This window comes from Hydrogenophaga sp. SL48, from assembly GCF_021729865.1.
Taxonomy (GTDB): domain Bacteria; phylum Pseudomonadota; class Gammaproteobacteria; order Burkholderiales; family Burkholderiaceae_C; genus Hydrogenophaga.
Genome location: NZ_CP063400.1, coordinates 986,061 through 1,009,353 on the forward strand (window position 1 = coordinate 986,061; position 23,293 = coordinate 1,009,353).

Genomic DNA, 23,293 nt, shown 5'->3' on the forward strand with positions numbered 1-23,293 from the left:
CCCTCGGGCGCCGCAGCCCTAGCAGGGCGACGGAGGCGCCAGGAGCACGAGCAGAAACCGCCCCGAAGACACCTCACGGTCAGCGGTGCACAGAAGCCTTCGGCTGACACCGCCCTGTGGCAACAGCGGCAACTCGAAGGTCTCGGGCACAGCGCCACCCCGTGCCAGCGCGAGCATCTTCCGCAGCTGTTCGCCCCCGGCCGCCGAAAGCAAACTGGCCAGCGGTCGGCCCAGCACCTCATTGCTCTCGGCACCCAGCAGCCGGGCGCCGGCGAGGTTGATTTCGAACAACACGGTGGCCTCGTCGACGACCAGAAAAGCGGCCGGCGCCCGCTCGATATGGGCGGTCTGGCGGATCAGGTCGCTCTCCAGCTCGACACGGGAACGGCGCAGTTCCTCGTGCTGCATATCGACTTCGACCTGGTGGACCTGGAGTTCGTGCAGCAGGGCAAGGGCATCACCCGCTGTGGATGGCGAAGACGCGAGCTTGAACAACACCGCCATCGCCTCCGAGGTGCTGGCGCGCGAGAGATCGCTTCGCATGCCGTCCGTCAGTTTCGTGGTCGCCCGCTCGCGCAGGCCCGACAGATAGGAAGAGGTTTCAGCGAGGTTTGACATGGATGCTCCCGATGTGTGGTGTCCCGGCCGGGATGTCTGCACTCTACCCCTTGCGCAGGCGGGCTTCGAGCTCTTTCGCTGCGGTGATGTCGATCAGGGTGATGACCACGCCCTGGATCAGGTTGGTCAGCGTTCGATACGGCTTGATGCGCACCAGAAACCAGAATCCATCGGTGGTCGTGATCTCTTTCTCCGTCAATGTCAGCGTCTTGAGCGTTTGCTGGGCGTCATCGTTGAGCGTGGGGTAGTTCAGCGTGCTGGCCAGGTCGGTGAGCGGCCGGCCAATGTCACCTTCTCGCAGGTGGATGATGCGGGTGATCTGCTCGGTGTAGCGGCGCACATTCAGCGCGCTGTCGAGGAACAGCGTGGCGATGTCCGTGCTGTTGAGCAGGTTCTGCATGTCACTCTGCGCCAGGGCAAGGTCGTCCAGCTTCGTCTGCAGCTCCTGGTTCAGCGTCTGAAGTTCCTCATTCATCGACTGCGACTCCTCCTTGGAAGTGGTCAGTTCTTCGTTGGCCGACTGAAGCTCCTCGTTGGTGGACTGCAACTCTTCGTTGGCCGCCTGCAGCTCTTCAGCGGAGGCGCCCATCTCCTGGCGCAAGGCGTGGATCTCGTCCTTGCAGCGCTGCAGTTCTTCGACCATGTGCGGGTCAGCCACACCTTCCGCGGCCCTGCGCCTGCGCTTGGCCGCAGAGGGCGCAGACACCTCGCGAAAGACGATCATGACCAGGCCCGCCAGGAAATGGGGTTCCTGCATCACCTTGACGGTCACATCCAGCGAGGATGCCGCAGGCTCCTCACTCAGCCTGAGTCCGCGCACCTCCACGCGGCCCTTGTCCTGGATGGCCTGTCGCAGGGCCGCCGCAATCTGTGTCCTGATGCTGGGCCGGGCCATCACATGGATGTTCCAGTTCGCTTTCCCCGACGCTGGCTCCAGGTACCTGCCCACGCGGCCATTGATGAAGACGACGTCGCCCTGGTCATTGACCAGCACGGCGGCGGGAGAGAACTCCTGAAGCAGCGCCTGCTCGGCATGGGTCTGCAGATTGGGGGGAAGCGTGGCCGAAGGGGGCACCTTGAACTCCTGAGGAAGCCGGTTCATCGCCCGGGGAGGGCTGGTCGGAAAGTACACCGAGCCAGCGTTGACGGGGTTTTCGCTGCGCCAATAGAGCCGGGACTTCTGATGGATCGGCGTGAAGAGGGCATGCGAATGGCCGATGGTCTCCGAGCCGCCCAGCAACAGCGCACCACCCGGGCGCAAGCTGTAGCTGAAGAGCGGCATCAGGCGACTTTGCAGGGCCGCATTGAAGTAGATCATCAGGTTTCGACACGACAGCAGGTCCAGCTTGGTGAACGGCGGGTCGAGAATCACATCGTGCTGCGCGAACAGCACCATCTCCCGGATCTCGCTGTTGATCTGGAAGCCACTCCCCTGCGCCGTGAAGAACCTGCTCAGGCGCGTCCGATCCACCTCGTCCGAGACGCGTTGCGGGTAGTGACCTCTGCGAGCGACATTGATGGCATCGGCGCTCAGGTCGGTGGCGAAAATCTGCAGCGAATGGCTCTCCGCGCCGGAAACCTCCGTCACCGCCTCCTTGAAGACCATGGCCAGGGAGTACGCCTCTTCGCCGGTGGAGCACCCCACGACCCAGGCCCGAAGGCGGGTGCCCTGCGGGCAGCGCGCCAGCAGGGCCGGCATGACCACGTCCTTGACATCCTGCCAGACCGAAGGATCGCGGAAGAAACTCGTCACGCCGATGAGCATCTCCTTGAAGAGCAGGTCCAGCTCCTGCGGGTTCTCCCGCACGAACCGTTCATACGCGTCATGGGTGGTGAGGCCGTGCACGCCGAGGCGCCGCTCGATGCGTCGGCGCAGCGTGCTGGGCTTGTAGTCCGAGAGGTCGTGTTTGCTGCGCTCTTTCAGCAAGCGCAGGATCGATCCGAGCGCCTGCGCACCGGCTTCGGCATCGTCCTCCTGCCACAGGGAAAGACCGTTCTTGTCTTCGATGACGCGGAGGATGCGATCGGGCAATTCAGCGGCCAGGTCGATGATGTCCACGCAACCAGCGGCGATGGCACTCTGGGGCATGGCGTCGAACTGTGCCGAATCGGGCAACTGCGCCAGCGTCAGACCGCCCTGCGACTTGATGGCCTGCAAGCCCAGGGTGCCGTCTGCCCCCATGCCAGACAGCACCACGCCAATCGACCGCTCTCCCTGGTCGCGCGCCAGCGATGAAAAAAACAGATCGATGGGCAGTCTCATGCCCCGGGGCTGAACAGGTTCTGCGAGGTGCAACAGCCCCCTCGCGACGGTCAGCTCCTTGTTGGGGGGAATGACGTAGACCACGTCCGGTTCCAGGCGCATTGTGTCGGTCGCCTCCCGCACCGGCATGGCCGTTGAGCGCTGCAGCAGTTCAACCAGCATCGCCTTCTGCGTGGGGTCCAGATGCTGGACAACGACATACGCCAGTCCGCTCGACGGTGGGACACGGGCCAGGAACTGCTCGAGAACGATCAGGCCCCCGGCCGACGCACCCAGACCCACGGCACGAACTGCACTCGAAGAGCGTGCGCCGATTCCGGCGCTGGGGGGGTGGCTCATGCCCGATTATCGGGGCAGCATCGCGGCGGAAGGAGCCGTCACATGCGCGGGCCCGGAGGGTTGGGCGGTAGTATCCAAAGGGCACCAAAAGGAATACAACCCCACCATCGCGCAGTGTGCCGCGACAACAGGCATTCGAGACCCACCCATTGACCGATCCCGTCGACCCACGCCAGAACCAGCTGCTGGCTTCGCTGCCGGATGCCGACTGGCTTCGTTGGCAGCCTCAGCTGGAGCTTTGTGAGATGCCGCTGGGCAAGGTGCTGTACGAATCCGGTGCGTCTCTTCACTGCGTCTACTTTCCAGTCAACGCCATCGTTTCGCTGCTGTATGTTCTGGAGGACGGCTCCTCGGCGGAAATCGCGGTGGTCGGTCGGTAGGGCGTGGTGGGCATCGCCATCTTCATGGGCGGAGGTTCCACGCCGAACCAGGCCGTGGTGCAAAGCGCGGGCATGGGTTACCGGATGCGCGCCGACGCCATCAAGGGTGAGTTCGAGCGCTCGATTCCGGTGATGCACCTGATGCTGCGATTCACCCAGGCGCTGATCACGCAGATGAGCCAGACAGCGGTGTGCAACCGGCACCATTCGGTGGACCAGCAGCTCTGCCGCTGGCTGCTGCTCAGCCTGGACCGCCTGTCCGGCAACGAGCTGGCGATGACCCATGATTTGATCTCCCACATGCTGGGCGTGCGCCGTGAGGGCGTCACCGAGGCGGCGCGCAAGCTGCAGGAGAGCGGCCTCATCAGCTACGCCCGCGGCCGGATATCGGTGCTGGACCGCCCGGGCCTGGAGCGCCGCGTGTGCGAGTGCTACGGCGTGGTCAAGAAGGAATACGACCGCCTGCTGCCCCATCGGGTGGCTGTCTGAACCGGTCGCTTCGGTTGCGACCTACCGCACCCGCACCCCCAGGCCGCCGCACAACGCGATCAGCGCCACCCCCAGCACCGTCCACCCGTCGGGCGTGTGTCCGAACACCACCCAGCCCGCCAGCGTGGCAAAGGCGATCTGGGCGTACATGTAGGGGGTGATGAGCGACGCGGGCGCACGGTGGTAGGCCTGGATCATCAGGTAGTGGCCCAGCGAGCCGAACACGCCCATGAGCCCGACCAGCCCCCAGAGTTCCCAGGTCGCCATGGGGGCCCAGCTCCAGGGCAGGGCGACGGTGCCGAACACCAGGCCGGTGAGGCCGGTGTAGAAGTGCATGGTGCCCGGGTCTTCGGTCTTGACCATCTTGCTGGTCACGATCTGGTAGAGCGCGTTGATGAACACCAGCACCAGCGGCAGGAACATGGCGCCGTGCAGGCCGCCCGCGAAATCGGCGGTCTTGGGGCGGATCACGATCAGCGCGCCGATGAAGCCACCGGCCACGAGCGCCCAGGTGAGGGCGGACACGCGCTCGCGCAGCAGCGGGGCGGCGAGCACGGTGATTGCCAGCGGCACGAGCATGAGGATGGCGGTGAATTCACCCACCGGCACGTGCTGCAGCGCGAGGTAGGCGATGGTGCCCGAGGTGACCATGAGCGCGCCGCGCAGCAACTGCCAGCCGGGTGCCTTGGTGATGAAGAGCGACCTGCCTTGGCTGGGGTAGAGCATGGCGGCGGTCATGCCGGTCTGCACCATGAAGCGCAGCCACACGGCCATCATCACGGGCACCACGCCCCCCACGTATTGCGAGGTGGTGTCGAGCAGGGCGAAACAGGCTGTGGCGGCGACGGCCAGGGCGATGCCGAGGGCCGGGTGGGGGTAGCGGGGATCGGTCAAGCGGGGGCTCTTCGGGTCGGCGGCGGCGCGGCCCGACAGCGCGGCCAGGTCAGTAGCTGAGGCGGGCCACCGAGCGCAGCACGTCGGGTGTGGTGGTGGGGAAGCCGAAGTATTCCAGATACGCGGGAATCATTTCGAACAGCATGTCGGAACCCACTTGCACGGGGCAGCCCCGGGCCTTCGCGGCGCTGAGGAAGGCGGTCATTTCGGTGCGCATCACGACCTCGCCCACGAAGGTGCGAGCGTCCAGGCGCGACACGTCCATGGGCAGCGGGTCGCCTTCGTTCATGCCCATGGGCGTGGCGTTGACCACGAGGTCGAAACCGGCCGGGTCGTTGCTGCCGGTGCTCACGGTGATGGCCGGGTAGTTGTCGCGGATGCGCTGGCCCAGGGCTTCGGCCGAGGCGTTGTTCACGTCGAACAGGCTGATGTGGGCGATGCCCGCGCCGGCCAGCGAGGCGGCAATCGCGCAGCCCACCCCACCACTGCCCACCACCAGCACGCGCGCACCTTCGAGGTTCAGGCCTTTGCGTTGCACGCCACGCACGAAGCCGGCGCCGTCGAACTGGTCGCCGACCAGGCGGCCGTCGGGCAGGCGCTTCACCGCGTTGCAGGCGCCCGCGACCTTGACGGTGGGCGTCACCTCATCGAGCAGGCCCACCGTGACCACCTTGTGCGGCATGGTGATCAGCGCGCCGCGGATGTTGGTGAGCGTGAAGACGCTCTTGAGGAACGCCGGGTAGTCCTCGGGCTTGCAGCCGAAGGGCACCACGATCGCGTTCACCCCGACGTGCTCGAAATAGGGGTTGTAGATCGACGGCGACTTGAAGCTGTGCGTCGGGTAGCCGATGTGGGCGATGAGTTCGGTGTGGCCGTTGATCATGATCTGGACTCGTGCGGAGGGCGAAGACAAGCTGGGCGGGACTGTAGGAGCGTCGGCATGGAAGCGGGTCGTCTGGCCTGCTTGTCTTGTCTGTTGAACGGTCGTTTCTGTGCGTTTATCGCGCATTTCAGGGGTAAACCCGCAGGCGTCGGTGACGCCTGCGGTCGCTCAGCTCAGGGCTTCTGGGTGGCGGCGGAGTGGACGAATTTGCGCACCAGCCCGTCCATGGCGATCAGGTAACCGTCGACCCCGAAGCCGACCACGATGCCGGCGGCAGCGGGGGAGACCCAGGAGTGGTGGCGGAATGCTTCCCGCGCGTGCACGTTGGAGATGTGGCACTCGATGACCGGCATCGGGTCCACGCCCTTGATGGCGTCGTGCAGGGCGATGGAGGTGTGGGTCAGCGCGCCGGGGTTGATCACCACACCGAGCACTGCGCCCGCCTTGTGGAGCCGGCCGTACTCGTGGATCTTGTCGAGCAGCGCGCCTTCCCAGTTGCTCTGCAGGCACTCCACCTCGTAACCGATCTTCTCGCCATGCGCCTTGCAGAAGGCCTCCACGTCGGCCAGCGTGGTGTGGCCGTACTGCGCCGGTTCGCGCGTGCCCAGCAGGTTGAGGTTGGGGCCGTTGAGGATCAGGATCTTTTTCATGGCGGACGGTTAAGGTGTGAGCGGTAGCGAGATTCGACCACAGGCGGTGTCTCTTCCAGCAATCACGGCGGAACCGGCTCTGCCGGGCCGCTCGTGATGCCCCCTTGAGGGGGTGACGCGCCCGAAGGCGCGGCGCGGGGGTGGGCTTACTTCCGCGCTTTGGCGAGTTCGGCCAGCAGGTCGGTCACCGTCGCTTCGCCCACGTTGGCGGCGTGCTTGCCGATCACCGGCTTCATCTTGTCGACCAGCTTGACCTGTTCGGCGGCGGGCAGCTCGGAGACGGTCATGCCGGCCTTCTTCAGGTTGTCCAGCGTGCTGGCGACCGACGCGCGGGCCTGGGCGCGCTGGAACTTGGCGGACTCGGCCACCGCGTCAGCCACGATCTTCTTCTCGTCGGCCGACAGCGCGTCCCAGAACTTCTTGCTGATCACCACCGACTGCGGGTTGTACTGGTGGTTGGTCAGGGTCATGAACTTCTGCACTTCGTGCAGCTTGGCGCCCCAGATCGTGGCGACCGGGTTCTCCTGGCCGTCGACGGCCTTCTGCTCCAGCGCGGCGTACAGCTCGGGGAAGGGCAGGGGGGTGGGGTTGGCGTCGAGCGCCTTGACCCAGTCCACGTTGATCGGGTTGGGGATCACGCGCAGCTTCAGGCCGGCGATGTCTTCCACCTTGGTGATGGCGCGCTTGCTGTTGGTGATGTTGCGGAAGCCCAGCTCGTAGTAGCCCAGACCGACCAGGCCCTTTTCTTCCAGCTTGGCGTGCAGCTTCTTGCCGAAGGGGCCGTCGACCACGGCGTCGGCTTCCTTGCCGTTGGCGAACATGAAGGGCAGGTCGAACACCGCGAAGTCCTTGACCTGGGCGGCGAAGATGCCCGAGTTCATCGAGGCCATCTCCAGCGTGCCGCCCTGCAGGGCCGAGACGTTGGCCTGGTCGCTGCCGAGCTGGCCGCCGGGGAAGACGTTGACCTTGATCTTGCCGCCCGACTTGGCCGCGACGATCTCGGCGAACTTCTCCATGCCCTGAACGATGGGGTGGCCCGCCGCGTTCTGGTTGGCGAACTTGATGACCTTGTCCTGGGCGGCGGCGATGCCGACGGTGCTCAGGGCGGCCACGGCCACGAGGGTCTTGATGAAGGTGCGTTTCATGGGTTTGTCTCCTGCAGACAGCTTGGGACGCGGTTTGAAAATGCCCTTGCCGTGGCGTACCCGATTCCGGGCAAGGGTGAGGTAACGGAGAGGTTCGGTGTGGGAAGCGGGGTGGTCAGTAGAACCAGCCCAGCGGAACCAGCACGATCTGTGGGAACAGCACCATGAGGAACATCAGGGCGAACTGGGCGATCATGAAAGGCCACACGCCGCGGGTCACCTCGTCCATGCTGATCTTGCCGACGCCGGCCACGGTGTTGAGCACCGTGCCCACGGGCGGCGTGATCAGGCCGATGGCGTTGTTCATCACGAACAGCACGCCGAAGTAGACCGGGTCGATGCCGGCGGCCTTGACGATGGGCATCAGCACCGGGGTCAGGATCAGGATGGTGGGCGTCATGTCCATGGCCGTGCCCACGAGGATCACCAGGAACATGATCGCGAACATCAGCAGCGTCGGGCTGTCCAGCAGCGGCTGCAGCAGATCGACCAGCTGGGCCGGCAGTTGTGCCACCGTGATCAACCAGGCCGAGACCATCGCGCCAGCGACCAGGAACATGATCACCGAGGTGGTCTTGGCCGCGGCCAGGAACAGGCCGTAGAGCTGGCTGATCTTGAGCTCGCGGTAGATCACCAGCGAGATGAACAGCGCGTAGACGGCGGCCACCACGGCGGCTTCGGTCGGCGTGAACACACCGAACTTCAGGCCCACCACCACGATCACCGGCAGGCCCAGGGCGTAGGCCGCGTCGCGCAGCGCCTGGAACACCTCGGCGCGGGTCTTGCGGACCGGCGGCTTGACGTTTTCCTTGCGGGCCACCCACCACCAGGTCAGGCACAGCGCCACGCCCAGCAGCAGGCCGGGCACGATACCGGCCATGAACAGCTTGGAGATCGACACGTTGGCGGCGACGCCGAAGATCACGAAGCCGATCGAGGGCGGGATGATGGGCGCGATGATCGAGGCCGCCGAGAGCAGACCGGCCGAGCGGGCGCGGTCGTGGCCGGCGCTGTGCATCATGGGCAGCAGCAGGGCGGCGAGTGCGGCGGCGTCGGCCACGGCCGAGCCCGACAGCGAGGCCATGATCACGGCGGCCATGATGGCCACGTAACCCAGGCCGCCGCGCACGTGGCCGACCAGCGACATGGCGAAGGTGACGATGCGTTTGGACAGGCCGCCCGCGTTCATGATTTCGCCGGCCAGCATGAAGAAGGGCACGGCCAGCAGCGGGAAGCTGTTGGCGCCCTCGATCAGGTTCTGCGCCAGGATCTGCGCGTCGAACATGTTGAGGTGCCACATCAGCGCGGCGCCACACAGCAGCAACGAGAACGAGATGGGCACGCCGATCATCATGGCGGCGATGAGGGAGCTCAGGAAGATGGCAATGGTCATGGTCTGGCTCCAGGCTCAGGGGTGCGGGTTGCCGTGGGGCATGTCGTCGGATTCGCGGATGCCGATCAGCTCGTTGTCGGGCATCTGGCCCGAGACCAGGCGCCACAGGTTGAGCAGCAACACGGGCGCGGCCAGCACGGCAAACGCCACGCCGCTGGCGTAGAGGTAGCCCATGGAGGTTTCCATCACGGCGCTGGTGGAGTCCCAGTTGATCTTGGTCTGCTCCAGCGAGCCCTGGAAGATCAGCCAGCAGATGAAGAGCATGGCCACGAAGGTGGCGCCCAGGCACAGCTTCTGGCCGGTCACGGGCAGGCGCACGATGAGCGAGTCGGTGCCCAGGTGGGCGCGCTCGTTGAGCGCGACGACCGCGCCCATGAAGGTCATCCACACGAAGAGCCAGCGCGAGAGTTCTTCGGAGAGGGTGAGGCCGGAGTTGAAGCCGTAGCGCATGACCACGTTGCCAAACACCATGACCACCATGAGCGCCAGCGAGGCCACCATCAGCCAGCCCAGCAGGCGGCAGTAGGCGTTGATGAGTTTCTGGATCAAAGGGATGTCTCCTTCGTTGTGATTGCCCATAATGTACGAACTGGTTAGTTTTTTGTGATGCGGGTTTTCCCTGATCCAGACGAACGGTTGTTCTGAGCCGCCACCAAAACCGCTGCGCAAGGTGTGTGGCTTCGAGGATGCGGTGGAGCCGGCCCAGCCGGTCCAGCCGGTCCGCCCGCATCGCCCCCATGACGGGGTGACACCGAAGGCGGCGCGGGGGGCTACTTCTTCAGGAAGCGCACGACCATCTCGACCACCGCGGCGCGGCGGTGCGTGGCCACCGCGGGGGCGGTGAAGTCGCGCTTGAAGATGCGGCCGAAGGTGTGGCGGTTGGAGACGTTGAAGAACGACAGCGCCGAGATCGAGGCGTGGATGTCGATGGTGTCCAGCCCCGGGCGGAACACGCCCTGGGCCACGCCGCGCGCGTAGAGCTTGTCGATCGCGGCGATGGCCTTGAGGTTGAGTTGCTGCATGGTCTTGCTCTGCGCCAGGAACTGCCCCCGGTTCATGTTTTCGGCCATGACCATGCGGATGTAGGGCTCGTTGCCGGCGTGGTGGTCGAAGGTGAATTCGACCAGCCGTCGCAGCGCGGCCTCGGGCGCCAGATCGTCCAGCCTGAGCTCGCTCTCGGTGGCCCGGACGCGGCGGTAGGCCTCTTCCAGTGCGGCCAGATACAGGCCTTCCTTGCCCTGGAAGTAGTAATAGATCATGCGCTTGCTGGTGTTCGTGGCGGCGGCGATCTCGTCGATGCGCGCGCCGGCCAGCCCCTTCTCGGCGAACTCCGCCATGGCCACCTCCAGGATGTTGGCCATGGTGCGCTCGGGGTCGTTGGTGCGCGTGGCCACCTTGGACGCCGGCGGCCTGGCTCGCCTCGGGTGTGGCGTCGCGTCCATCGTCATTCGACCTGGAACACCTGCAGCCGCACCCCGTCGCCCGCGCGCGCCAGCGTGGCGACAAACAGGTGGTTGTTGAGCCAGCTGTGCGGGCCCTCGGGGGCTTCAAAGCTGGGCGTGCCCCTGAAATACACCTCAGCGGGGTCCACGGGCTGCCCGGCGCGCATGCGCGCCAGCACCTCGGGCGACGACACCCGCAGGCCGCGGCTGCGCACGTAGATCAGCGCGCCATCGCTGGCCTCGATGGTGTAGTGCGCGTCGATCAGCGAGGCGCCGTCGGCGCGCACCAGCGCCCAGTCGGAGCCGCCGGAGCGGATGCGGCCCTGCAGCGCGGGGCCGCTGACCTCGCCGCCCTCAATGGGGATGTGCTGGCGCTGCCCCAGCGGCCCGGGTCCGCCCATGCCGATGGCGCCGATGCGCGCCACGATGGTGAACGCGTAACGCAGGCCCGGGGGCGACGGGTCGGCCATGGGGCTCAGCCGAGCGTGGCCTTGAGCCAGGCGGCCATCTGCTCAAAGCGCACCTGGGCCGGTTCGCAGTAGGCCTTGGCGCGCAGGTAGCCGTGGATCAGGCCCTCGCCCCGGTCGAGGTGCACCGGCACACCCGCGGCCTGCAGCGCGTCGGCGTAGGCGATGCCTTCGTCGCGCAGCGGGTCGTGCTGCGCCACCGCGATGAAGGCCGGCGGCAGGCCGGCGTGGCTCTCGGCCAGCAGGGGCGCGGCGCGGGGCGTGAGCAGGTCGGCCGGGTGGGGGCAGTACATCGCGTTGACGGCGGCCATGGACGCGACCGTCACCAGCGGGCCGTTGGCGTTCTCCACGTGAGAGGGGCGGTCGGTGTTGAACGACACGGCCGGGTACACCAGCAGCTGCGCCTTCGGGGCCTGCGGCGTGCCGCGCAGCAGCAGGGTGGCGGCGGCGGCGAGGTTGCCGCCTGCGCTGTCGCCACCGATGGCGATGGCGCTGCCGCGGATGCCCAGCGCCGGGGCCTGCTCGAAGGCCCAGCGCACCACGGCCATGGTGTCGTTCAGCGCGGCGGGGAAGGGGCGCTCGGGGGCCAGTGCGTAGTCGATGCTGATGACGATCTGCTGGTTGGCCGCGGCGATGCCGGCGGTGATGTCCCAGTGCGTTTCGGGGCTGCCCTGCATCCAGGCGCCGCCGTGCATGTAGACCAGCGCGGGCACCGGGCCGGCCGCCGCTTCGGGGCGGAACACGCGCACGCGCACCGGCTGGCCGTTCTCGGGCACTTCCACCCAGTGTTCCTGGGTGCCGATGCCTTCGGGGTGGGGCTCGCGCATGTCGGCGGCGACGGTTTCAAAGTGGGCGCGGCGCCCGGCCGGGCCGGCGCCGGCGGGCAGGGTGGCCCAGGCGGCGTCCCAGTCGGTGAGAAAGCGTTGGATGTCGGGATGGATCATGGTGTTTCTGCAAAAAAAGTCAGCCCTGGTAGCCGAGCACGCGGGGCAGCCACAGCACGCTCTCAGGGACATAGGTCATGAAGCCCAGGGCGGCGATGAGGACCAGGATGAAAGGCACCGTCTCGCGAATCACCGCCATCAGGGGTTGGCGCGACAGGCTGGAGGCGATGAACAGCAGGAGGCCGTAGGGCGGCGTGATCAGGCCGATCATCAGGTTGACCGTCACCACCAGCCCGAAGTGGATCATGTCGATGCCCAGGGCCCGTGCCGTGGGGATCAGGATGGGGATGACCACCAGCAGGATGGTCCCGCCTTCGAGCAAGGCCCCCAGCACCAGCAGGATCACGTTGACGGCCAGCAAGAACTCGTACTTGCTGAGCTCGTATCCCGCCAGCCACATCTGCACATCCTTGGGGATGTCTTCACGGGTGACCACGTAGTTGAAGACCAGCGCGCCGGCGATCAGGAGACCGACCGAGGCCATCTGGCGCCCGCTGGACAACAAGGCCGTGTACATGCCATTGCCGGTGACGGAGCGGTACAGCACGACCGAAATGACCAGGGTGTAGAGGGCGGCCATCGCCGCGGATTCCGTGGGCGTCATCACGCCGCTGTAGATGCCGCCCAGCAGCACCACCGGCATCAGCAGCGCGGGCAGGGCGCGCACGGTCAGCGGCAGCAGCTCTTTCATGGGGACAGCGGGCTCCACCGGGAAGTTGCGTGTGTGGGCCAGGTAGCTGTTCAGCGCCATCATCACCACCGTCATCAACAGGCCCGGGACCACGCCGGCCGCGAACAGGTACCCGACCGAGGTGTCGGAGATGAGCGCGTAAAGCACCAGCGGGATCGACGGCGGAATGATGGGGCCGATCACCGCGGTGGCGGCGGTGATCGCGGCGGCGTACGCCGGGGTGTAGCGACCGTCCTTGGTCATCATCTCCATCGTCAGCTTGCCCACCCCCATCATGTCGGCGATCGCGGAGCCCGACATGCCCGAGAAGATCAGGGACGACACGACGTTGACGTGCCCGAGACCGCCGCGGAATCGGCCCACCAGTGCATTGCACCAGGTCAGCAGGCGGTCGCTCAGCGAGCCCAGGTTCATCAGTTCGCTGGCCAGGATGAACAGCGGGATCGCCAGCAAGGTGTACGAGTTGTTCAAGCCGTTGAGCAGCTGCTCGGCGGCGATGCCGATGTCCTGACCCGAGACCAGGAGGTACAGCACCGAGCTCCCGATCATCGACAGGCCAATGGGCAACCCCAGCAGGCTCAGCACCACGATGCTGGCCACGCACCAGCCGAAGGGGGTCATGATGTTCAACAGATCGGTCATGGAGCAGCTTCCGTGGGCGCCGGGGAATCGTCTTCCACCAGGCGGTTGTTCAGGGCGTCCCAGGCGATCAAGCCATGCCGTGTGACCATGGCCACCACAAACACCGGGTAGATGACAAACATCCAGTTCATGGGGATTTGAAGGCTCGCCGAGCTCTCGACCTTCATGAAGCTCACATACGACCAAGTGGCCGGCAGGCTGATGAGCAGCAGCGCGACGATCAGCACGCTGGCCAGCAGGGTGAAGGCTCGGCGCAAACGCCTGGGCAGCACGTTGTAGAGCATGTCAAAGCGGATGTCCTCCCGGTTGCGCATCACGAACGAAGCGCCCCACAGGATGCCCCAGAGCCAGACGATGGTGCAGACCTCGTCGGTCCAGGCCAGCGGCAGGTTGAGCGCGTACCGGAAGGCCACTTGCAGGATGAAGGCCACGAACATGGCGGCCATCATCAGCACCAGCACATGGTTCGCGCCCAGCCGCAGCCAGCGCAGCAGCCGGTGGCCCGGCCGCTCAGGGGAAGAAGAGGTCATGGTGGAGTTCCGGGGGGCAGGTCAGATCAGCATCTCAGTTTTCCAAGGCGCCGGAGCGCCACCCGCACCGCATGAAGCCACGCCACCCAAGGGCACCGCCGGGCCGGCTTTGCCGGACGGCCAGTGCCGCCCCCCTTGAGGGGGGTGACGCGCAGCGGCGCGGGGGGTGTTCAGCTCACAACTTGTTGATGCGGTCCAGCATGCCGGCGGGCCAGTCGGCCGCGAACTTGCTCTTGCCGTACTGCTCCAGCACGTGCTTGCGGAAGGCGGCCAGGTCGGGCGTGTACACGTCCAGGCCCTGCTGCTTCATGAAGGCTTCCTGCTCGGTGTCGTCCTTGAGCGCCTGGGCCGTCACGGCGGCGGCGAACTTGTCGGCCGCTTCCTGCACCGTCTTCTGCTGCGCCGGGCTCAGGCTGTTCCACTTGCTCAGGCTGATGGCGAACAGGTTGTTGGCGATCAGGTGGCCGGTCTTGACGATCTGCGAGCTGACCTCGTAGAACTTCATGCTCTTGACCGCGCCCATGGGGTTGTCCTGGCCGTCGATGGCGCCGGTCTGCAGCGCGGTGTAGACCTCGGTGAAGGCCAGCGGCGAGGGGTTGGCGCCCATGGCGGTGCCCACGAACTGCCAGCCTTCGCCGGGCGGCATGCGCAGCTTGATGCCGGCCAGATCGGCCGGGGTCATGATCTTTTTCTTGGGCTTGAGGCCGACGTGGCGGGTGCCGATGTAGGGCACCGACAGCACCTTCAGGCCCATCTGCTTTTCCATCATGGCGAACAGCTCTTTGCCCACGTCGCTGTCAAACACCTTCTTCATGTGGAGGTGGTCGCGGAACACGTAGGGCGTGGTCACGATGCTCCAGGCCGGGACCTGCTTCTGCACGTCGAACGCGGCCAGGTTGGCCAGGTGCAGGTTGCCGCGCTGCATGGCGACCGGCTCGGTGCCTTGCTTGAACAGGGTGGCGCCGAAGTAGGGCTTGAAGTCGAAATCGGCGCCCAGGCCCTTGCCGAACACGTCTTTCAGGATCGCGGCGCGCGGGTCGGTTTCGGTGACGGTGTCCGAATAGATCAGCTCGATCTTGCCCTGGGCCAGGGACAGACCGGGCAGGGTGGCGGCGCACAGGGCGGTGGCGGCGCCGAGCAGCACGCGGCGGGTGAAGCGGTTGTTCATGGGTGTCTCCTGGGGAAATGGGCGTTGGTCAACGGCGCGGCACAAGGAATTTCCGGCCGTTCAGAAATAATGTACGAACCAGTTAATCCAGTCAACGGGAGCGGCGTAGGTGTTTTCCCGCTGGGTCGGCCGGGCGGGCCGCAGTCCCTGGAGCCGCTGGCTCAGAGCGCGAGCACGAAGCGCTCGACCATCTCGATCACGCTGCGGCGGCGCTGGGCCATCCAGTCGTCGCCGGCGGCGTCGAACTTGAAGATCAGGCCGAAGGTGTGGCGGTTGGAGACGTTGAAAAACGTCAGCGCCGAGATGGAGGCGTGGATATCCAGGGCGTTCAGGCCGGGACGGAACACGCCCTGTGCCACGCCGCGTTCGTAGAGCGAGCGGATGGCGGAAATCGCCGGCACGTTGAGCGCCTGGATGGCCGGGCTCTGCGCCAGGTACTGGCCCCGGTTGATGTTCTCGCCCATCACCAGGCGGATGTAGTTTTCGCTCAGGCGGTGGTGGTCGAAGGTGTAGGCGACCAGCTTGCGCAGGGCGTCGAGCGGCGCCAGGTCGTCCAGGTTCAGCTCCGCCTCGTGTGTCCGCATTTCCCGGTACGAGGCCTCCAGCACGGCGGTGTACAGACCTTCCTTGCTACCGAAGTAGTAGTAGATCATGCGCTTGCTGGTCTGGGTGGCGGCGGCGATCTCGTCGATGCGCGCGCCGGCCAGCCCCTTCTCGGCGAACTCCACCTGGGCCACGTCCAGGATGTTGGCCATGGTGCGGTCGGGGTCGTTGGTGCGCGTGGGCTCCTTCGCCGCCGACGTTTTGGCGCGAACCACGGGCCGCCGGGAATGTACTGGTTCGTTCATTTTGTCAGTATAGGGTGGGCGTCTGGCGCAGGGCGCCCTGAAGCCCTGTGTGGCGCCCTGAAACAAGGCGTTTGACGCTGTTTCTCGGGGTTTACCCTGTACGATGCACCGCTGTTTCTGACATGTTGTCCCGCCCGGACACCCCACGCCATGCCCCCAACCACCGCCCACGCCGCTGCGTCGGCTTTCTCGAAACGGCCCGTCGAGATGCCGACCGAACGCTGGAGCGGGCGGGTTCATCCCGACGGGCTGAAGCGTCCCGGTGGCCTGCTGATCGCGGCCCTGATGCAGGTGGCCGCGGAGCGGAATCTGTCGCTGGGCGAGCTGGCCACGGCGATGGGCGTGAGCTACTGGAGCCTGAGCCAGTTGCGCATCGGCTTTCGCCCCATTGAGTCGCTGGACGACGACATGGCCCAGGCCAGCGCCGCCTTGCTCGACCTGCCGCCTTTGACCATCGAGCTGCTGGCGGGTCTGGTCGACCCGGCCGAGGCGCTGGCGTCGATGCCGCTGACGGGCGAAGACATCTGGCACCTGCGCCAGCTGCTGGACACCGAGCCGGCCGATCTGGTGCTGCTGCCCCCGCCCAACCGCGCGCGGCCCCTGCAGTCCCTGAGCGTGGACGAGCTGGCGGTGTTGCACCAGGGGCATGGCGGGAACGCCTCGGTGTGTGAAGCGGTGCGCGCGGAGCTGGCCTGCCGCCCGCTGTCGAAGACCGAGCGCCTGCGGGCCGCGCTGGGCGTGAACGCCGAGGCGGCTGACAAGCCTTTCTCAGCGGCACCGCATCCACCGCCCATCCTGCGCTGCGTGTGTTGCCAGAAGCGCCTGCGCATTCCGCTGCTGGACGCCCCCGGCGAGGTGCGCTGCCCGACCTGCCAGACCGAGTACGCGGTGCACTGGCAGGCCTCGGTGTGCCTGGTGCAACGCATTGAGGCGCCCGAGGCCGAGGGCGATGCTGAAGACAGCGGCGAGGGCGACGAAGCGTTGCTCGACGGCGCCGCCGAAACCACGCCCTGGTCCGTGCTCGGCCTGGAAGAGGGCAGCCCCTGGGACGCCGTCGAACGCGCGCGGCGCACCCTGCTGCAGCAGTACCACCCCGACCGCCTGGGCCACGTGCCGCCGCTGGTGCGGCAGCTCGCCGAGCGCGAGTTCAAGCGCGTGAGCGAGGCCTACGACGCGCTGAAGACACAGCGCTGAGTCGCTGCCACCCAGGGCACCGCCGGGCCGCCCTTCGACAAGCTCAGGACGGACGGCCAGTGTCGCCCCCTGGGGGGTAGCGCGCAGCGCTGCGGGGGGGGCACTTCAAACCGCCGTGAAGTGCGCGGCGTCCATCACTTTCAGGTCTTTCGCCACCAGTGGCACAAAGTCCATCTGGTCCAGGATGTCGCGCTGCAGGTCGATGCCCGGCGCGATCTCGAACAGTTCGATGCCCTGCGGCGTGAGGCGGAAGCTGCCGCGCTCGGTGAGGTACAGCACCTCCTGCCCACGCACCAGGCCCTGCGGGCCGCTGAAGGTGATCTGGTCGACCTGCTTCACGAGCTTTTTGACCGCGCCCTGCTGCAGCACGCGCATCTGGCCGTCGCCGGTTTGCAGCTTCACGCCCTTGGCCGCGAGCGTGCCGCAGAACACCACCTTCTTCGCGTTCTGCGCGATGTCGATGAAGCCGCCGGGGCCGACGGTGACGCCGCCCAGGCGCGAGACGTTGACGCTGCCTTCGGCGTCGAATTCGCCGAAGCCCAGGCAGGCCACGTCCAGCCCGCCGCCGCCGTAGAAGTCGAACTGCGTCGCCGCGTCGAGCATGGCCGTGGCGTTGCGCGCGTAGCCGAACAGCACGCCGTCCATCAGCGTGCCACCGTAGGTGCCATGTTCGATGGTCTGGTAGATGCGGTGCTGCTCGTTGCGCGCCGCGATCAGCTTGGCCACCGCGTCGGGCACGCCCACGCCGTAGTTGATGACCGGGCGCGCCTTGCCGGTGTTGAAGAGTTCGACGTGCGCACGGCGCGCCACGGCCTGGCGTTCGCTGAAGGCTTCCTGTGATGCGGCGAGTTCGCGCGCATGGTCCTCGGCTTCGCTGGCCGCGCGGGCCTCGCCGGTCAGTTCGCCGCTGAGGGCCGGGTCGAACGGGATGTGATAGCTGGTCTGCTGCGCCGGGTCCACCACGATGGCGTCCACCCAGGCCGAGGGGATGCGCACTTCGCGCGCCTTGAGCGCGCCTTTCGGCAAGCGTTCCTTGACCTGCACGATCACCGTGCCGCCGCTGTTGCGCGCGGCCAATGCGAGCGACTGCGCATCGAGGTTCGCGGCTTCGTGTTCGAAGCTGATGTTGCCGTCTTCATCGGCCGCGCTGGCGCGCACGATGGCGACGTGGATGGGGAAGGGCTTGTAGCGCAGCCACTCGCGGCCATCGATCTGGATCACCTCGGCGAGGTCGTCTTTCGCGGCGTCGTTCATGCGACCGCCGCCAAAGCGCGGGTCGCAGACCGTGCCCAGGCCGACGTGGCTGATCAGGCCGGGCCGGCCGGCGCCGATCTCGCGCATGAGCTGGCTGCTCACGCCGCCGGGCAGGATGTAGGCCTGAATCTTGTTGTCCAGCGCGAGCTGCTGCATCGCGGGCGACCACACCCAGTGGCCGCCGACGACCTTCTTCACCAGGCCTTCGTGCGCGAAGCAGTTCATGCCCTTGGTCTTCTTGTCGCCGATGCCCAGCGCGTGCATCACCGTGAGATTGCGCGGTTGCTGGGTGGACAGGTAGCGCGCCTGCACAGCTTCGAATACATGGGTCGCCTCCATCAGGCCGCCGCCGCCGCCCATGAGGCCCACGGTGTCGCCGTCCTGGATCAGGTTCGCGGCCTCGGCGGCCGTCATGAATTTGCTGCTCATCGTGTGTCCCCGTTCAGCGGTTCACGTCGAACAGCACGGCGCCTTTTTTCAGCGCGCTCTTGGCGATCACGCCGCGGTGAATCTCCGATGTGCCGTCGAAGATGCGGTAGATGCGCGCGTCGCGGTAGTAGCGCTCGATCGGCAGCTCCTTGCAGAAACCCATGCCGCCGAACACCTGCACCGCGCGGTCCACCACGCGGCCCAGGGTCTCGGCCGCGTGCACCTTGACCATGGCGATCTGCTCGCGTGCGTCCAGGCCCTGGTCCAGCATCCAGGCGGCGTGGTAGACCATCCAGCGCGCGGCGTTGATCTCGATCACGCTGTCGGCCAGCATCTGCTGGACCATCTGGAAGTCGCCGATACGGGTGTTGAACTGTTTGCGGTCGTTGGCGTAGGTCAGCATCAGCTCGCACACGTGCGTGGCCTTGCCCACGGCGCGCGCGCCCACCTGGGCCAGGCGCACCACGTTGAGCGCGCCCATGGCCAGCTTGAAGCCCTGGCCCTGCTCGCCGAGCAGGGTGGCGTCGTCCAGCACCACGTTGTCGAAGAACAGCTCCAGGTGCGGCGTGCCACGGATGCCCATCATGGCCTGGTCCTTGCCGACGGTGAAGCCGGGCAGGCCCTTGTCGACCATGAACATGCTGATCTCTTTTTCACCCGTCTTGGCCGAGACCAGGAAGAAGTCGGACCAGATGCCGTCGCTGATGAAGTGTTTGCTGCCGTTGAGCACCCACTGGCCTTGCTCGTTGCGTTTGGCGTGGGTCTTGATGCCCGCGGCGTCCGACCCCGCGCCCGATTCGGTGATGGTGATGGCGCAGGTGCGGATGCCTTCCACGGCGGGTTTGAGCCAGCGCTCGACCTGCTCGCCCTTGCAGTGCAGCAGCGGTTCGTAGACGTTGCCGAAGGCGCGGCGGATCAGCATGTCGCTGGTGTGGCCGAACTGCTCTTCGCAGATGATGCGGTCCAGGTTGGACAGGCCGCCACCGCCGAGTTCGGCCGGCATGTTGAGCGCGTAGAGGCCCAGCTCCTTGGCTTTGGCGTGGATGCGGCGGGCGTCGGCGTCGGGCAGCGCGCCGGAGTTTTCCAGCGCATCTTCCAGCGGGTGCAGTTCTTCGGCGATGAAGCGACGGATGGTATCGATCATCATTTTCTGTTCGTCGTTGAGTGCGAAATCCATGGGGTTCTTTCGAGAGGGGTGAAGTTGGCTTATCCGGGGACACCGCCGGGCCGGCTTTGCCGGACGGCTGGTGTCGCCCCCTTGAGGGGGTGGCGCGAAGCGCCGCAGGGGTGGGCCATTTCAAGCACTGCTGAACCAGCGGGCGCCGAAGAAGAACGGCAGACGGGAAATGCGATCAAAACCAATCACCATGGATGTCTCCGTTCAGCCGTTCTGCTCGACAAACGGACGGCTTGCGGCCATGCAGAGTGCGGCCCATTCGCCGGGGTCTGCGGTCTTCTCGCGCTCCAGGTTCACCACCTCCACGCTCACCGGCAGGTCGGCGGGCAGGGCATCGAACAGGCCTTGCACATCGATGGTTCCGTCGCCGGGCAGCAGGCGTTCACAGCGCGCGGTGTGGATCATTTCTTCGACCGTGAAGTGCGTGCCGGCCACGGCGTCGCAGATCTGCGCGTAGTGCAGCAGCTCGCGCGGGATGGCGCGGATGTCGTCCAGTGTGGTGGTGGAGCGGCCGAAGTGCAGCGCGTCGACCAGGATGCCGGCGTTGGCGGGTGAGCCTGCGTTCTGCACGATGCGCAGGGCCGACTTCGCGTCCTTCACCGCCGTCCAGGGCATGAACTCGAGGTCGGCCGTCAGGCCGTAGGGCCGCATCACCTCGCACAGACGGGCGTAGTTCTGTGTCAGGCGCGCTTCGTCGAGGTCGTCACCGGCCACCAGGATGGCCTTGGCTTTCAACGCCGCGCAGGCGTCGTAGAGCGCATCCCAGGTGTGCGGGTCGAAGCCTTCGCCGATGCGGATGATCTCCACGTCGAAGATCCCGACGCCGGTGTCGGCCATCACGGCCTGTGTTTCCTTCAGCACCTCGGGTTTACCGAGCAGGAACTGCTGCGGTGCGCCCGGCGCGTTCGGCCAAAGGCGCAGGCCGACGTACTGGTAGCCGTTGGCTGCGGCGATCCGCACCGCCTCGGGCGGCGTGCAGCGGTGCGAACTCAGGTAAGCGAGGGAATGAACGCGGGCCATGTTCAGCTCACTTCAAGGGCGACACCGCGGTGGGCATCGCGATGGTCGAGACCATGTTGGTGGTCAGGTGCGCCGGCCCGCCCTTGGGCGGCCAGATGCTCTGGGCCACCGCGTCGGCGCGGGCCTTGCTGCGCGCGTCCAGCGAGGGGTAGGCCCAGATGTTGGTGAAGCGCAGGGGGCCGTCGAGCGCGACCATGGCGACCACGCAGGGCGAGAGCTGGTCGCGTGCCGGCACGTGCTGTTCCCAGAGGTCAATGGTGGGCAACACGCCGCCCGGCTTGATGCCGTAGGTGCGGATCTCGTACACCGGGCCGGTGATGCCGCTCTCGGCGCTGGGGCGCACCGGCTTCATCCACGGGAAGCCTTTGTAGCTGTGCTGCTCCAGGGTCTGGAAGATGTCGCCACAGCCGAAGGGCGATGCGCTGTGCTGCGTGCGCTCACGTTCGGCCTGCAGGTCGGCGAGCGACGCAAAGCCACGCAGCACGATCATCTGGTTGAGCTGGCCGATGTCGGTGAACCAGCAGGCGAGCAGCTCGCCCTTCGCTTCGGGCGCTGTGCAGTAGGCCTGCACGTTCTGGGCGGCCGTGCCGGCGGTGCCGAACGGCAGGGTCATGGTGGCGAGTTCGTAGTGCATGTGGGGTGTCCTCGGTTGGGTGGTGTCTGTCAATGGCGGTGTCGGGTTCCGTCACCATCACGCGATGGGTTTGGAGAGGGCTGGGGTGAGGGCTCGCGTCCGGCAGCGTGGTGAGCTGCAAGAAATCCAAAGACCATGGCCGGCCCGAGCGTGATGCCGCCGCTGGGGTAGTGACCGGCCATCATCGAATTCATGTCGTTGCCCCCGGCGTACAGGCCGGCGATGGGTTGGCCCAACGCGTCGAGCACCTGGGCGTGGGCGGTGGTCTTCAGTCCTGCAAACGTGCCGAGGCTGCCGGCGACCACCTTCACGGCGTAGAACGGACCGCGTTCCAGCGGTCCCATGCAGGGGTTGGGCCAGCCGCGTTCTGCCGCGAAGGGCGCGTCGCCCTGCATGCGGTTGTAGGGGGTTTCGCCTTTGGCGAAGTCTTCGTCCTGGCCGGCGAGTGCCATGGCGTTGTAGCGCTGCACCGTCTTCTGCAGGGCATCGCCGTCGATGCCGCAGACCTTGGCGAGATCGGCCAGCGACTGGCCACGCTTCAGGTAGCCGTTGTCGATCATCGGTGCCAGCGGCATCGGGGCCGGCTTGGCGGCGCCCAGGCCGTAGTGGCGCATGAAGGCGTGGTCGCAGACCAGCCAGGCTTCCACCGGCTGACCCGCCGGCACCGCGGCCAGCAGGCCCTGCATGAAGTCGTGGTACGAGTCGGCTTCGTTGGTGAAGCGGCGCCCGCGGCGCGTGACGGCGATCAGGCCGGGCTTGCCGCGTTCGATCAGGTGGGGGAAGTGCGCGAACGAGCCGTCGGCCTGCGGCACCAGCGACACGGGCGCGAGGGCCGCGGCCTGCGCGCCGTCGGTGGCCACGCAGCCGCCGGCGGTTTCACCCAGGCGCAGGCCGTCGCCGGTGTTGCCGCGCGACGCGGCCGAGTGGTGTTCGCGGCCGGTCGGCGCGTGGGGCAGCAGGGCGGCCTTGCGCGAGGCGTCGTGGGGAAAGCCGCCGCAGGCCAGCACCACGCCACAGCGGGCCTGCACTTCGATGGCGCCTTCGGGCGTGCCAAGCACGGCGCCGGTGACGCGCTCTCCATCGCGCAGCAGTCGCCGCGCCGGGCAGCGGGTGCGGACCTGAACGCCGGCCTCCAGCGCCGAGGTGGCCAAGGCCGCCACCAGCGCGTTGCCGTTCACCAGCCGCAGGCCCCGGCGGTGCAGCAGCAGGTCTTTCCCGTGCGCCAGCACGCGCTGGGTGACGTACCAGAGTGAAGCCGGTTTGCGCAGGGCGTTGAAGAAGTGGCGCAGTTCGGCACCCGAGGCGATGCCCATGCCCCAGAGGGTGGTCTCGGGCAGGGGCGGCTTGAGGTCGGCGAAACGTGCGCCCAGGCGGCGGCCGTCGAAGGGCGCCGCGCAGAGCGAGCGGCCGCCGAGCGATGCGTGTGGCGCGCGGCCGTGGAAATCGGGGATGGCGTTGCCATCGATGAAGCGCAGCGAGGTGTTGGAGCGGAAGAACTCGACCATGCGTGGCACCGCTTCGAGAAAGGCGCGGGCGCGGCTTTCGTCAAAGCGGTCGCCGAGTTCGTGGCGCAGGTAGGCCAACGGTTCGTCGATGGGTTCGACGATGCCGGCCTCCACCGCCAGCGGGTTGCGCGGCAGCCACATCCAGCCGCCCGACCACGCGGTGGTGCCGCCGAACTGCGCTTCCTTTTCCGCGACGATGACCTTCAGGCCCAGATGGGCGGCGGTGACGGCCGCCGAGAGGCCGCCCGCGCCGGAGCCGATCACGAGGAGATCACACTGGACGGCGCTCATGAG

At 66.9% G+C, this 23,293-nt stretch carries 21 protein-coding genes and 1 pseudogene; 2 read left to right on the forward strand and 20 right to left on the reverse strand.

What is annotated here, in order from left to right; translation table 11 throughout:
- Window positions 1-18 precede the first annotated feature (18 nt).
- Together IM738_RS04770 and IM738_RS04775 are read right to left on the reverse strand one after the other, a co-directional pair.
- On the reverse strand, window positions 19-618 hold the full coding sequence (locus tag IM738_RS04770) for a PAS domain-containing protein (RefSeq protein ID WP_236964745.1): 600 nt from the start codon (window positions 616-618) through the stop codon (window positions 19-21).
- A gap of 43 nt (window positions 619-661) precedes the next feature.
- Window positions 662-3,220 carry a chemotaxis protein CheB gene (locus IM738_RS04775; protein ID WP_236964746.1) on the reverse strand — a complete coding sequence of 853 codons (2,559 nt, stop codon included), beginning with the start codon at window positions 3,218-3,220 and terminating at the stop codon, window positions 662-664.
- A gap of 149 nt (window positions 3,221-3,369) precedes the next feature.
- Here IM738_RS04775 and IM738_RS04780 point away from each other — a divergent pair.
- Window positions 3,370-4,089 (forward strand): annotated as a pseudogene (locus IM738_RS04780) (Crp/Fnr family transcriptional regulator).
- A 21-nt stretch (window positions 4,090-4,110) separates the two neighbouring features.
- Here the strand turns inward: IM738_RS04780 and IM738_RS04785 are convergent.
- From IM738_RS04785 to IM738_RS04845, 13 genes are all read right to left on the reverse strand, one after another.
- Window positions 4,111-4,983 carry a DMT family transporter gene (locus tag IM738_RS04785; protein ID WP_236964747.1) on the reverse strand — a complete coding sequence of 291 codons (873 nt, stop codon included), beginning with the start codon at window positions 4,981-4,983 and terminating at the stop codon, window positions 4,111-4,113.
- 49 nt (window positions 4,984-5,032) lie between these two features.
- Window positions 5,033-5,866 carry a shikimate dehydrogenase family protein gene (locus IM738_RS04790; protein ID WP_236964748.1) on the reverse strand — a complete coding sequence of 278 codons (834 nt, stop codon included), beginning with the start codon at window positions 5,864-5,866 and terminating at the stop codon, window positions 5,033-5,035.
- 173 nt (window positions 5,867-6,039) lie between these two features.
- Window positions 6,040-6,516, reverse strand: coding sequence for a type II 3-dehydroquinate dehydratase (gene aroQ, locus IM738_RS04795; RefSeq protein ID WP_236964749.1), 477 nt, complete (start codon window positions 6,514-6,516; stop codon window positions 6,040-6,042).
- A gap of 146 nt (window positions 6,517-6,662) precedes the next feature.
- On the reverse strand, window positions 6,663-7,661 hold the full coding sequence (locus tag IM738_RS04800) for a TRAP transporter substrate-binding protein (protein WP_236964750.1): 999 nt from the start codon (window positions 7,659-7,661) through the stop codon (window positions 6,663-6,665).
- 115 nt (window positions 7,662-7,776) lie between these two features.
- Window positions 7,777-9,054, reverse strand: coding sequence for a TRAP transporter large permease subunit (locus IM738_RS04805; protein WP_236964751.1), 1,278 nt, complete (start codon window positions 9,052-9,054; stop codon window positions 7,777-7,779).
- A 15-nt stretch (window positions 9,055-9,069) separates the two neighbouring features.
- Window positions 9,070-9,603 carry a TRAP transporter small permease gene (locus IM738_RS04810; RefSeq protein WP_236964752.1) on the reverse strand — a complete coding sequence of 178 codons (534 nt, stop codon included), beginning with the start codon at window positions 9,601-9,603 and terminating at the stop codon, window positions 9,070-9,072.
- 221 nt (window positions 9,604-9,824) lie between these two features.
- Window positions 9,825-10,496: a TetR/AcrR family transcriptional regulator gene (locus IM738_RS04815; protein ID WP_236966251.1), complete on the reverse strand. Its 672-nt coding sequence runs from the start codon at window positions 10,494-10,496 to the stop codon at window positions 9,825-9,827.
- A 2-nt stretch (window positions 10,497-10,498) separates the two neighbouring features.
- Window positions 10,499-10,966 (reverse strand): DUF3237 domain-containing protein, encoded by a 468-nt coding sequence (locus IM738_RS04820; RefSeq protein WP_236964753.1) that lies wholly within the window; start codon window positions 10,964-10,966, stop codon window positions 10,499-10,501.
- A 5-nt stretch (window positions 10,967-10,971) separates the two neighbouring features.
- Window positions 10,972-11,907, reverse strand: a complete 936-nt coding sequence (locus tag IM738_RS04825; RefSeq protein ID WP_236964754.1) for an alpha/beta hydrolase — start codon at window positions 11,905-11,907, stop codon at window positions 10,972-10,974.
- Between the two features lie 19 nt (window positions 11,908-11,926).
- The gene (locus IM738_RS04830) at window positions 11,927-13,240 is read right to left on the reverse strand and encodes a TRAP transporter large permease (protein ID WP_236964755.1); all 1,314 of its coding nucleotides are present in this window, start codon (window positions 13,238-13,240) and stop codon (window positions 11,927-11,929) included.
- Complete coding sequence (locus IM738_RS04835; RefSeq protein WP_236964756.1) at window positions 13,237-13,770, reverse strand: TRAP transporter small permease; 534 nt, start codon at window positions 13,768-13,770, stop codon at window positions 13,237-13,239. Before IM738_RS04835 ends, IM738_RS04830 begins: the two co-directional genes overlap by 4 nt.
- A 175-nt stretch (window positions 13,771-13,945) precedes the next feature.
- The gene (gene dctP, locus IM738_RS04840) at window positions 13,946-14,938 is read right to left on the reverse strand and encodes a TRAP transporter substrate-binding protein DctP (RefSeq protein WP_236964757.1); all 993 of its coding nucleotides are present in this window, start codon (window positions 14,936-14,938) and stop codon (window positions 13,946-13,948) included.
- Between the two features lie 161 nt (window positions 14,939-15,099).
- Entirely contained in the window at window positions 15,100-15,786 is a 687-nt protein-coding gene (locus IM738_RS04845) for a TetR/AcrR family transcriptional regulator (protein ID WP_236964758.1), read from the reverse strand.
- A 150-nt stretch (window positions 15,787-15,936) separates the two neighbouring features.
- Here IM738_RS04845 and IM738_RS04850 point away from each other — a divergent pair, with 150 nt between their 5' ends.
- Window positions 15,937-16,980 carry a J domain-containing protein gene (locus IM738_RS04850; RefSeq protein WP_236964759.1) on the forward strand — a complete coding sequence of 348 codons (1,044 nt, stop codon included), beginning with the start codon at window positions 15,937-15,939 and terminating at the stop codon, window positions 16,978-16,980.
- Between the two features lie 105 nt (window positions 16,981-17,085).
- Here IM738_RS04850 and IM738_RS04855 read toward each other — a convergent pair whose 3' ends face one another.
- The 5 genes from IM738_RS04855 to IM738_RS04875 form a co-directional block, all read right to left on the reverse strand.
- Window positions 17,086-18,663: an acyl CoA:acetate/3-ketoacid CoA transferase gene (locus tag IM738_RS04855; RefSeq protein WP_236964760.1), complete on the reverse strand. Its 1,578-nt coding sequence runs from the start codon at window positions 18,661-18,663 to the stop codon at window positions 17,086-17,088.
- Between the two features lie 13 nt (window positions 18,664-18,676).
- Window positions 18,677-19,840, reverse strand: a complete 1,164-nt coding sequence (locus IM738_RS04860; RefSeq protein ID WP_236964761.1) for an acyl-CoA dehydrogenase family protein — start codon at window positions 19,838-19,840, stop codon at window positions 18,677-18,679.
- Window positions 19,841-20,044: 204 nt separating this feature from the next.
- Window positions 20,045-20,860 carry a sugar phosphate isomerase/epimerase family protein gene (locus IM738_RS04865; protein WP_236964762.1) on the reverse strand — a complete coding sequence of 272 codons (816 nt, stop codon included), beginning with the start codon at window positions 20,858-20,860 and terminating at the stop codon, window positions 20,045-20,047.
- Between the two features lie 7 nt (window positions 20,861-20,867).
- Window positions 20,868-21,494: an NIPSNAP family protein gene (locus tag IM738_RS04870; RefSeq protein ID WP_236964763.1), complete on the reverse strand. Its 627-nt coding sequence runs from the start codon at window positions 21,492-21,494 to the stop codon at window positions 20,868-20,870.
- 29 nt (window positions 21,495-21,523) lie between these two features.
- On the reverse strand, window positions 21,524-23,290 hold the full coding sequence (locus tag IM738_RS04875) for an FAD-dependent oxidoreductase (RefSeq protein ID WP_236964764.1): 1,767 nt from the start codon (window positions 23,288-23,290) through the stop codon (window positions 21,524-21,526).
- Window positions 23,291-23,293 lie beyond the last annotated feature (3 nt).

Excerpts from the sequence above, each read along its gene's own strand:
- IM738_RS04770 (WP_236964745.1), bottom strand. The coding sequence starts at position 618 with ATGTCAAACCTCGCTGAAACCTCTTCCTATCTGTCGGGCCTGCGCGAG.
- IM738_RS04775 (WP_236964746.1), bottom strand. The coding sequence starts at position 3,220 with ATGAGCCACCCCCCCAGCGCCGGAATCGGCGCACGCTCTTCGAGTGCA.
- IM738_RS04790 (WP_236964748.1), bottom strand. The coding sequence starts at position 5,866 with ATGATCAACGGCCACACCGAACTCATCGCCCACATCGGCTACCCGACG.
- aroQ (WP_236964749.1), bottom strand. The coding sequence starts at position 6,516 with ATGAAAAAGATCCTGATCCTCAACGGCCCCAACCTCAACCTGCTGGGC.
- IM738_RS04800 (WP_236964750.1), bottom strand. The coding sequence starts at position 7,661 with ATGAAACGCACCTTCATCAAGACCCTCGTGGCCGTGGCCGCCCTGAGC.
- IM738_RS04805 (WP_236964751.1), bottom strand. The coding sequence starts at position 9,054 with ATGACCATTGCCATCTTCCTGAGCTCCCTCATCGCCGCCATGATGATC.
- IM738_RS04815 (WP_236966251.1), bottom strand. The coding sequence starts at position 10,496 with ATGGACGCGACGCCACACCCGAGGCGAGCCAGGCCGCCGGCGTCCAAG.
- IM738_RS04820 (WP_236964753.1), bottom strand. The coding sequence starts at position 10,966 with ATGGCCGACCCGTCGCCCCCGGGCCTGCGTTACGCGTTCACCATCGTG.
- IM738_RS04825 (WP_236964754.1), bottom strand. The coding sequence starts at position 11,907 with ATGATCCATCCCGACATCCAACGCTTTCTCACCGACTGGGACGCCGCC.
- IM738_RS04830 (WP_236964755.1), bottom strand. The coding sequence starts at position 13,240 with ATGACCGATCTGTTGAACATCATGACCCCCTTCGGCTGGTGCGTGGCC.
- IM738_RS04835 (WP_236964756.1), bottom strand. The coding sequence starts at position 13,770 with ATGACCTCTTCTTCCCCTGAGCGGCCGGGCCACCGGCTGCTGCGCTGG.
- dctP (WP_236964757.1), bottom strand. The coding sequence starts at position 14,938 with ATGAACAACCGCTTCACCCGCCGCGTGCTGCTCGGCGCCGCCACCGCC.
- IM738_RS04845 (WP_236964758.1), bottom strand. The coding sequence starts at position 15,786 with ATGAACGAACCAGTACATTCCCGGCGGCCCGTGGTTCGCGCCAAAACG.
- IM738_RS04850 (WP_236964759.1), top strand. The coding sequence starts at position 15,937 with ATGCCCCCAACCACCGCCCACGCCGCTGCGTCGGCTTTCTCGAAACGG.
- IM738_RS04855 (WP_236964760.1), bottom strand. The coding sequence starts at position 18,663 with ATGAGCAGCAAATTCATGACGGCCGCCGAGGCCGCGAACCTGATCCAG.
- IM738_RS04860 (WP_236964761.1), bottom strand. The coding sequence starts at position 19,840 with ATGGATTTCGCACTCAACGACGAACAGAAAATGATGATCGATACCATC.
- IM738_RS04865 (WP_236964762.1), bottom strand. The coding sequence starts at position 20,860 with ATGGCCCGCGTTCATTCCCTCGCTTACCTGAGTTCGCACCGCTGCACG.
- IM738_RS04870 (WP_236964763.1), bottom strand. The coding sequence starts at position 21,494 with ATGCACTACGAACTCGCCACCATGACCCTGCCGTTCGGCACCGCCGGC.
- IM738_RS04875 (WP_236964764.1), bottom strand. The coding sequence starts at position 23,290 with ATGAGCGCCGTCCAGTGTGATCTCCTCGTGATCGGCTCCGGCGCGGGC.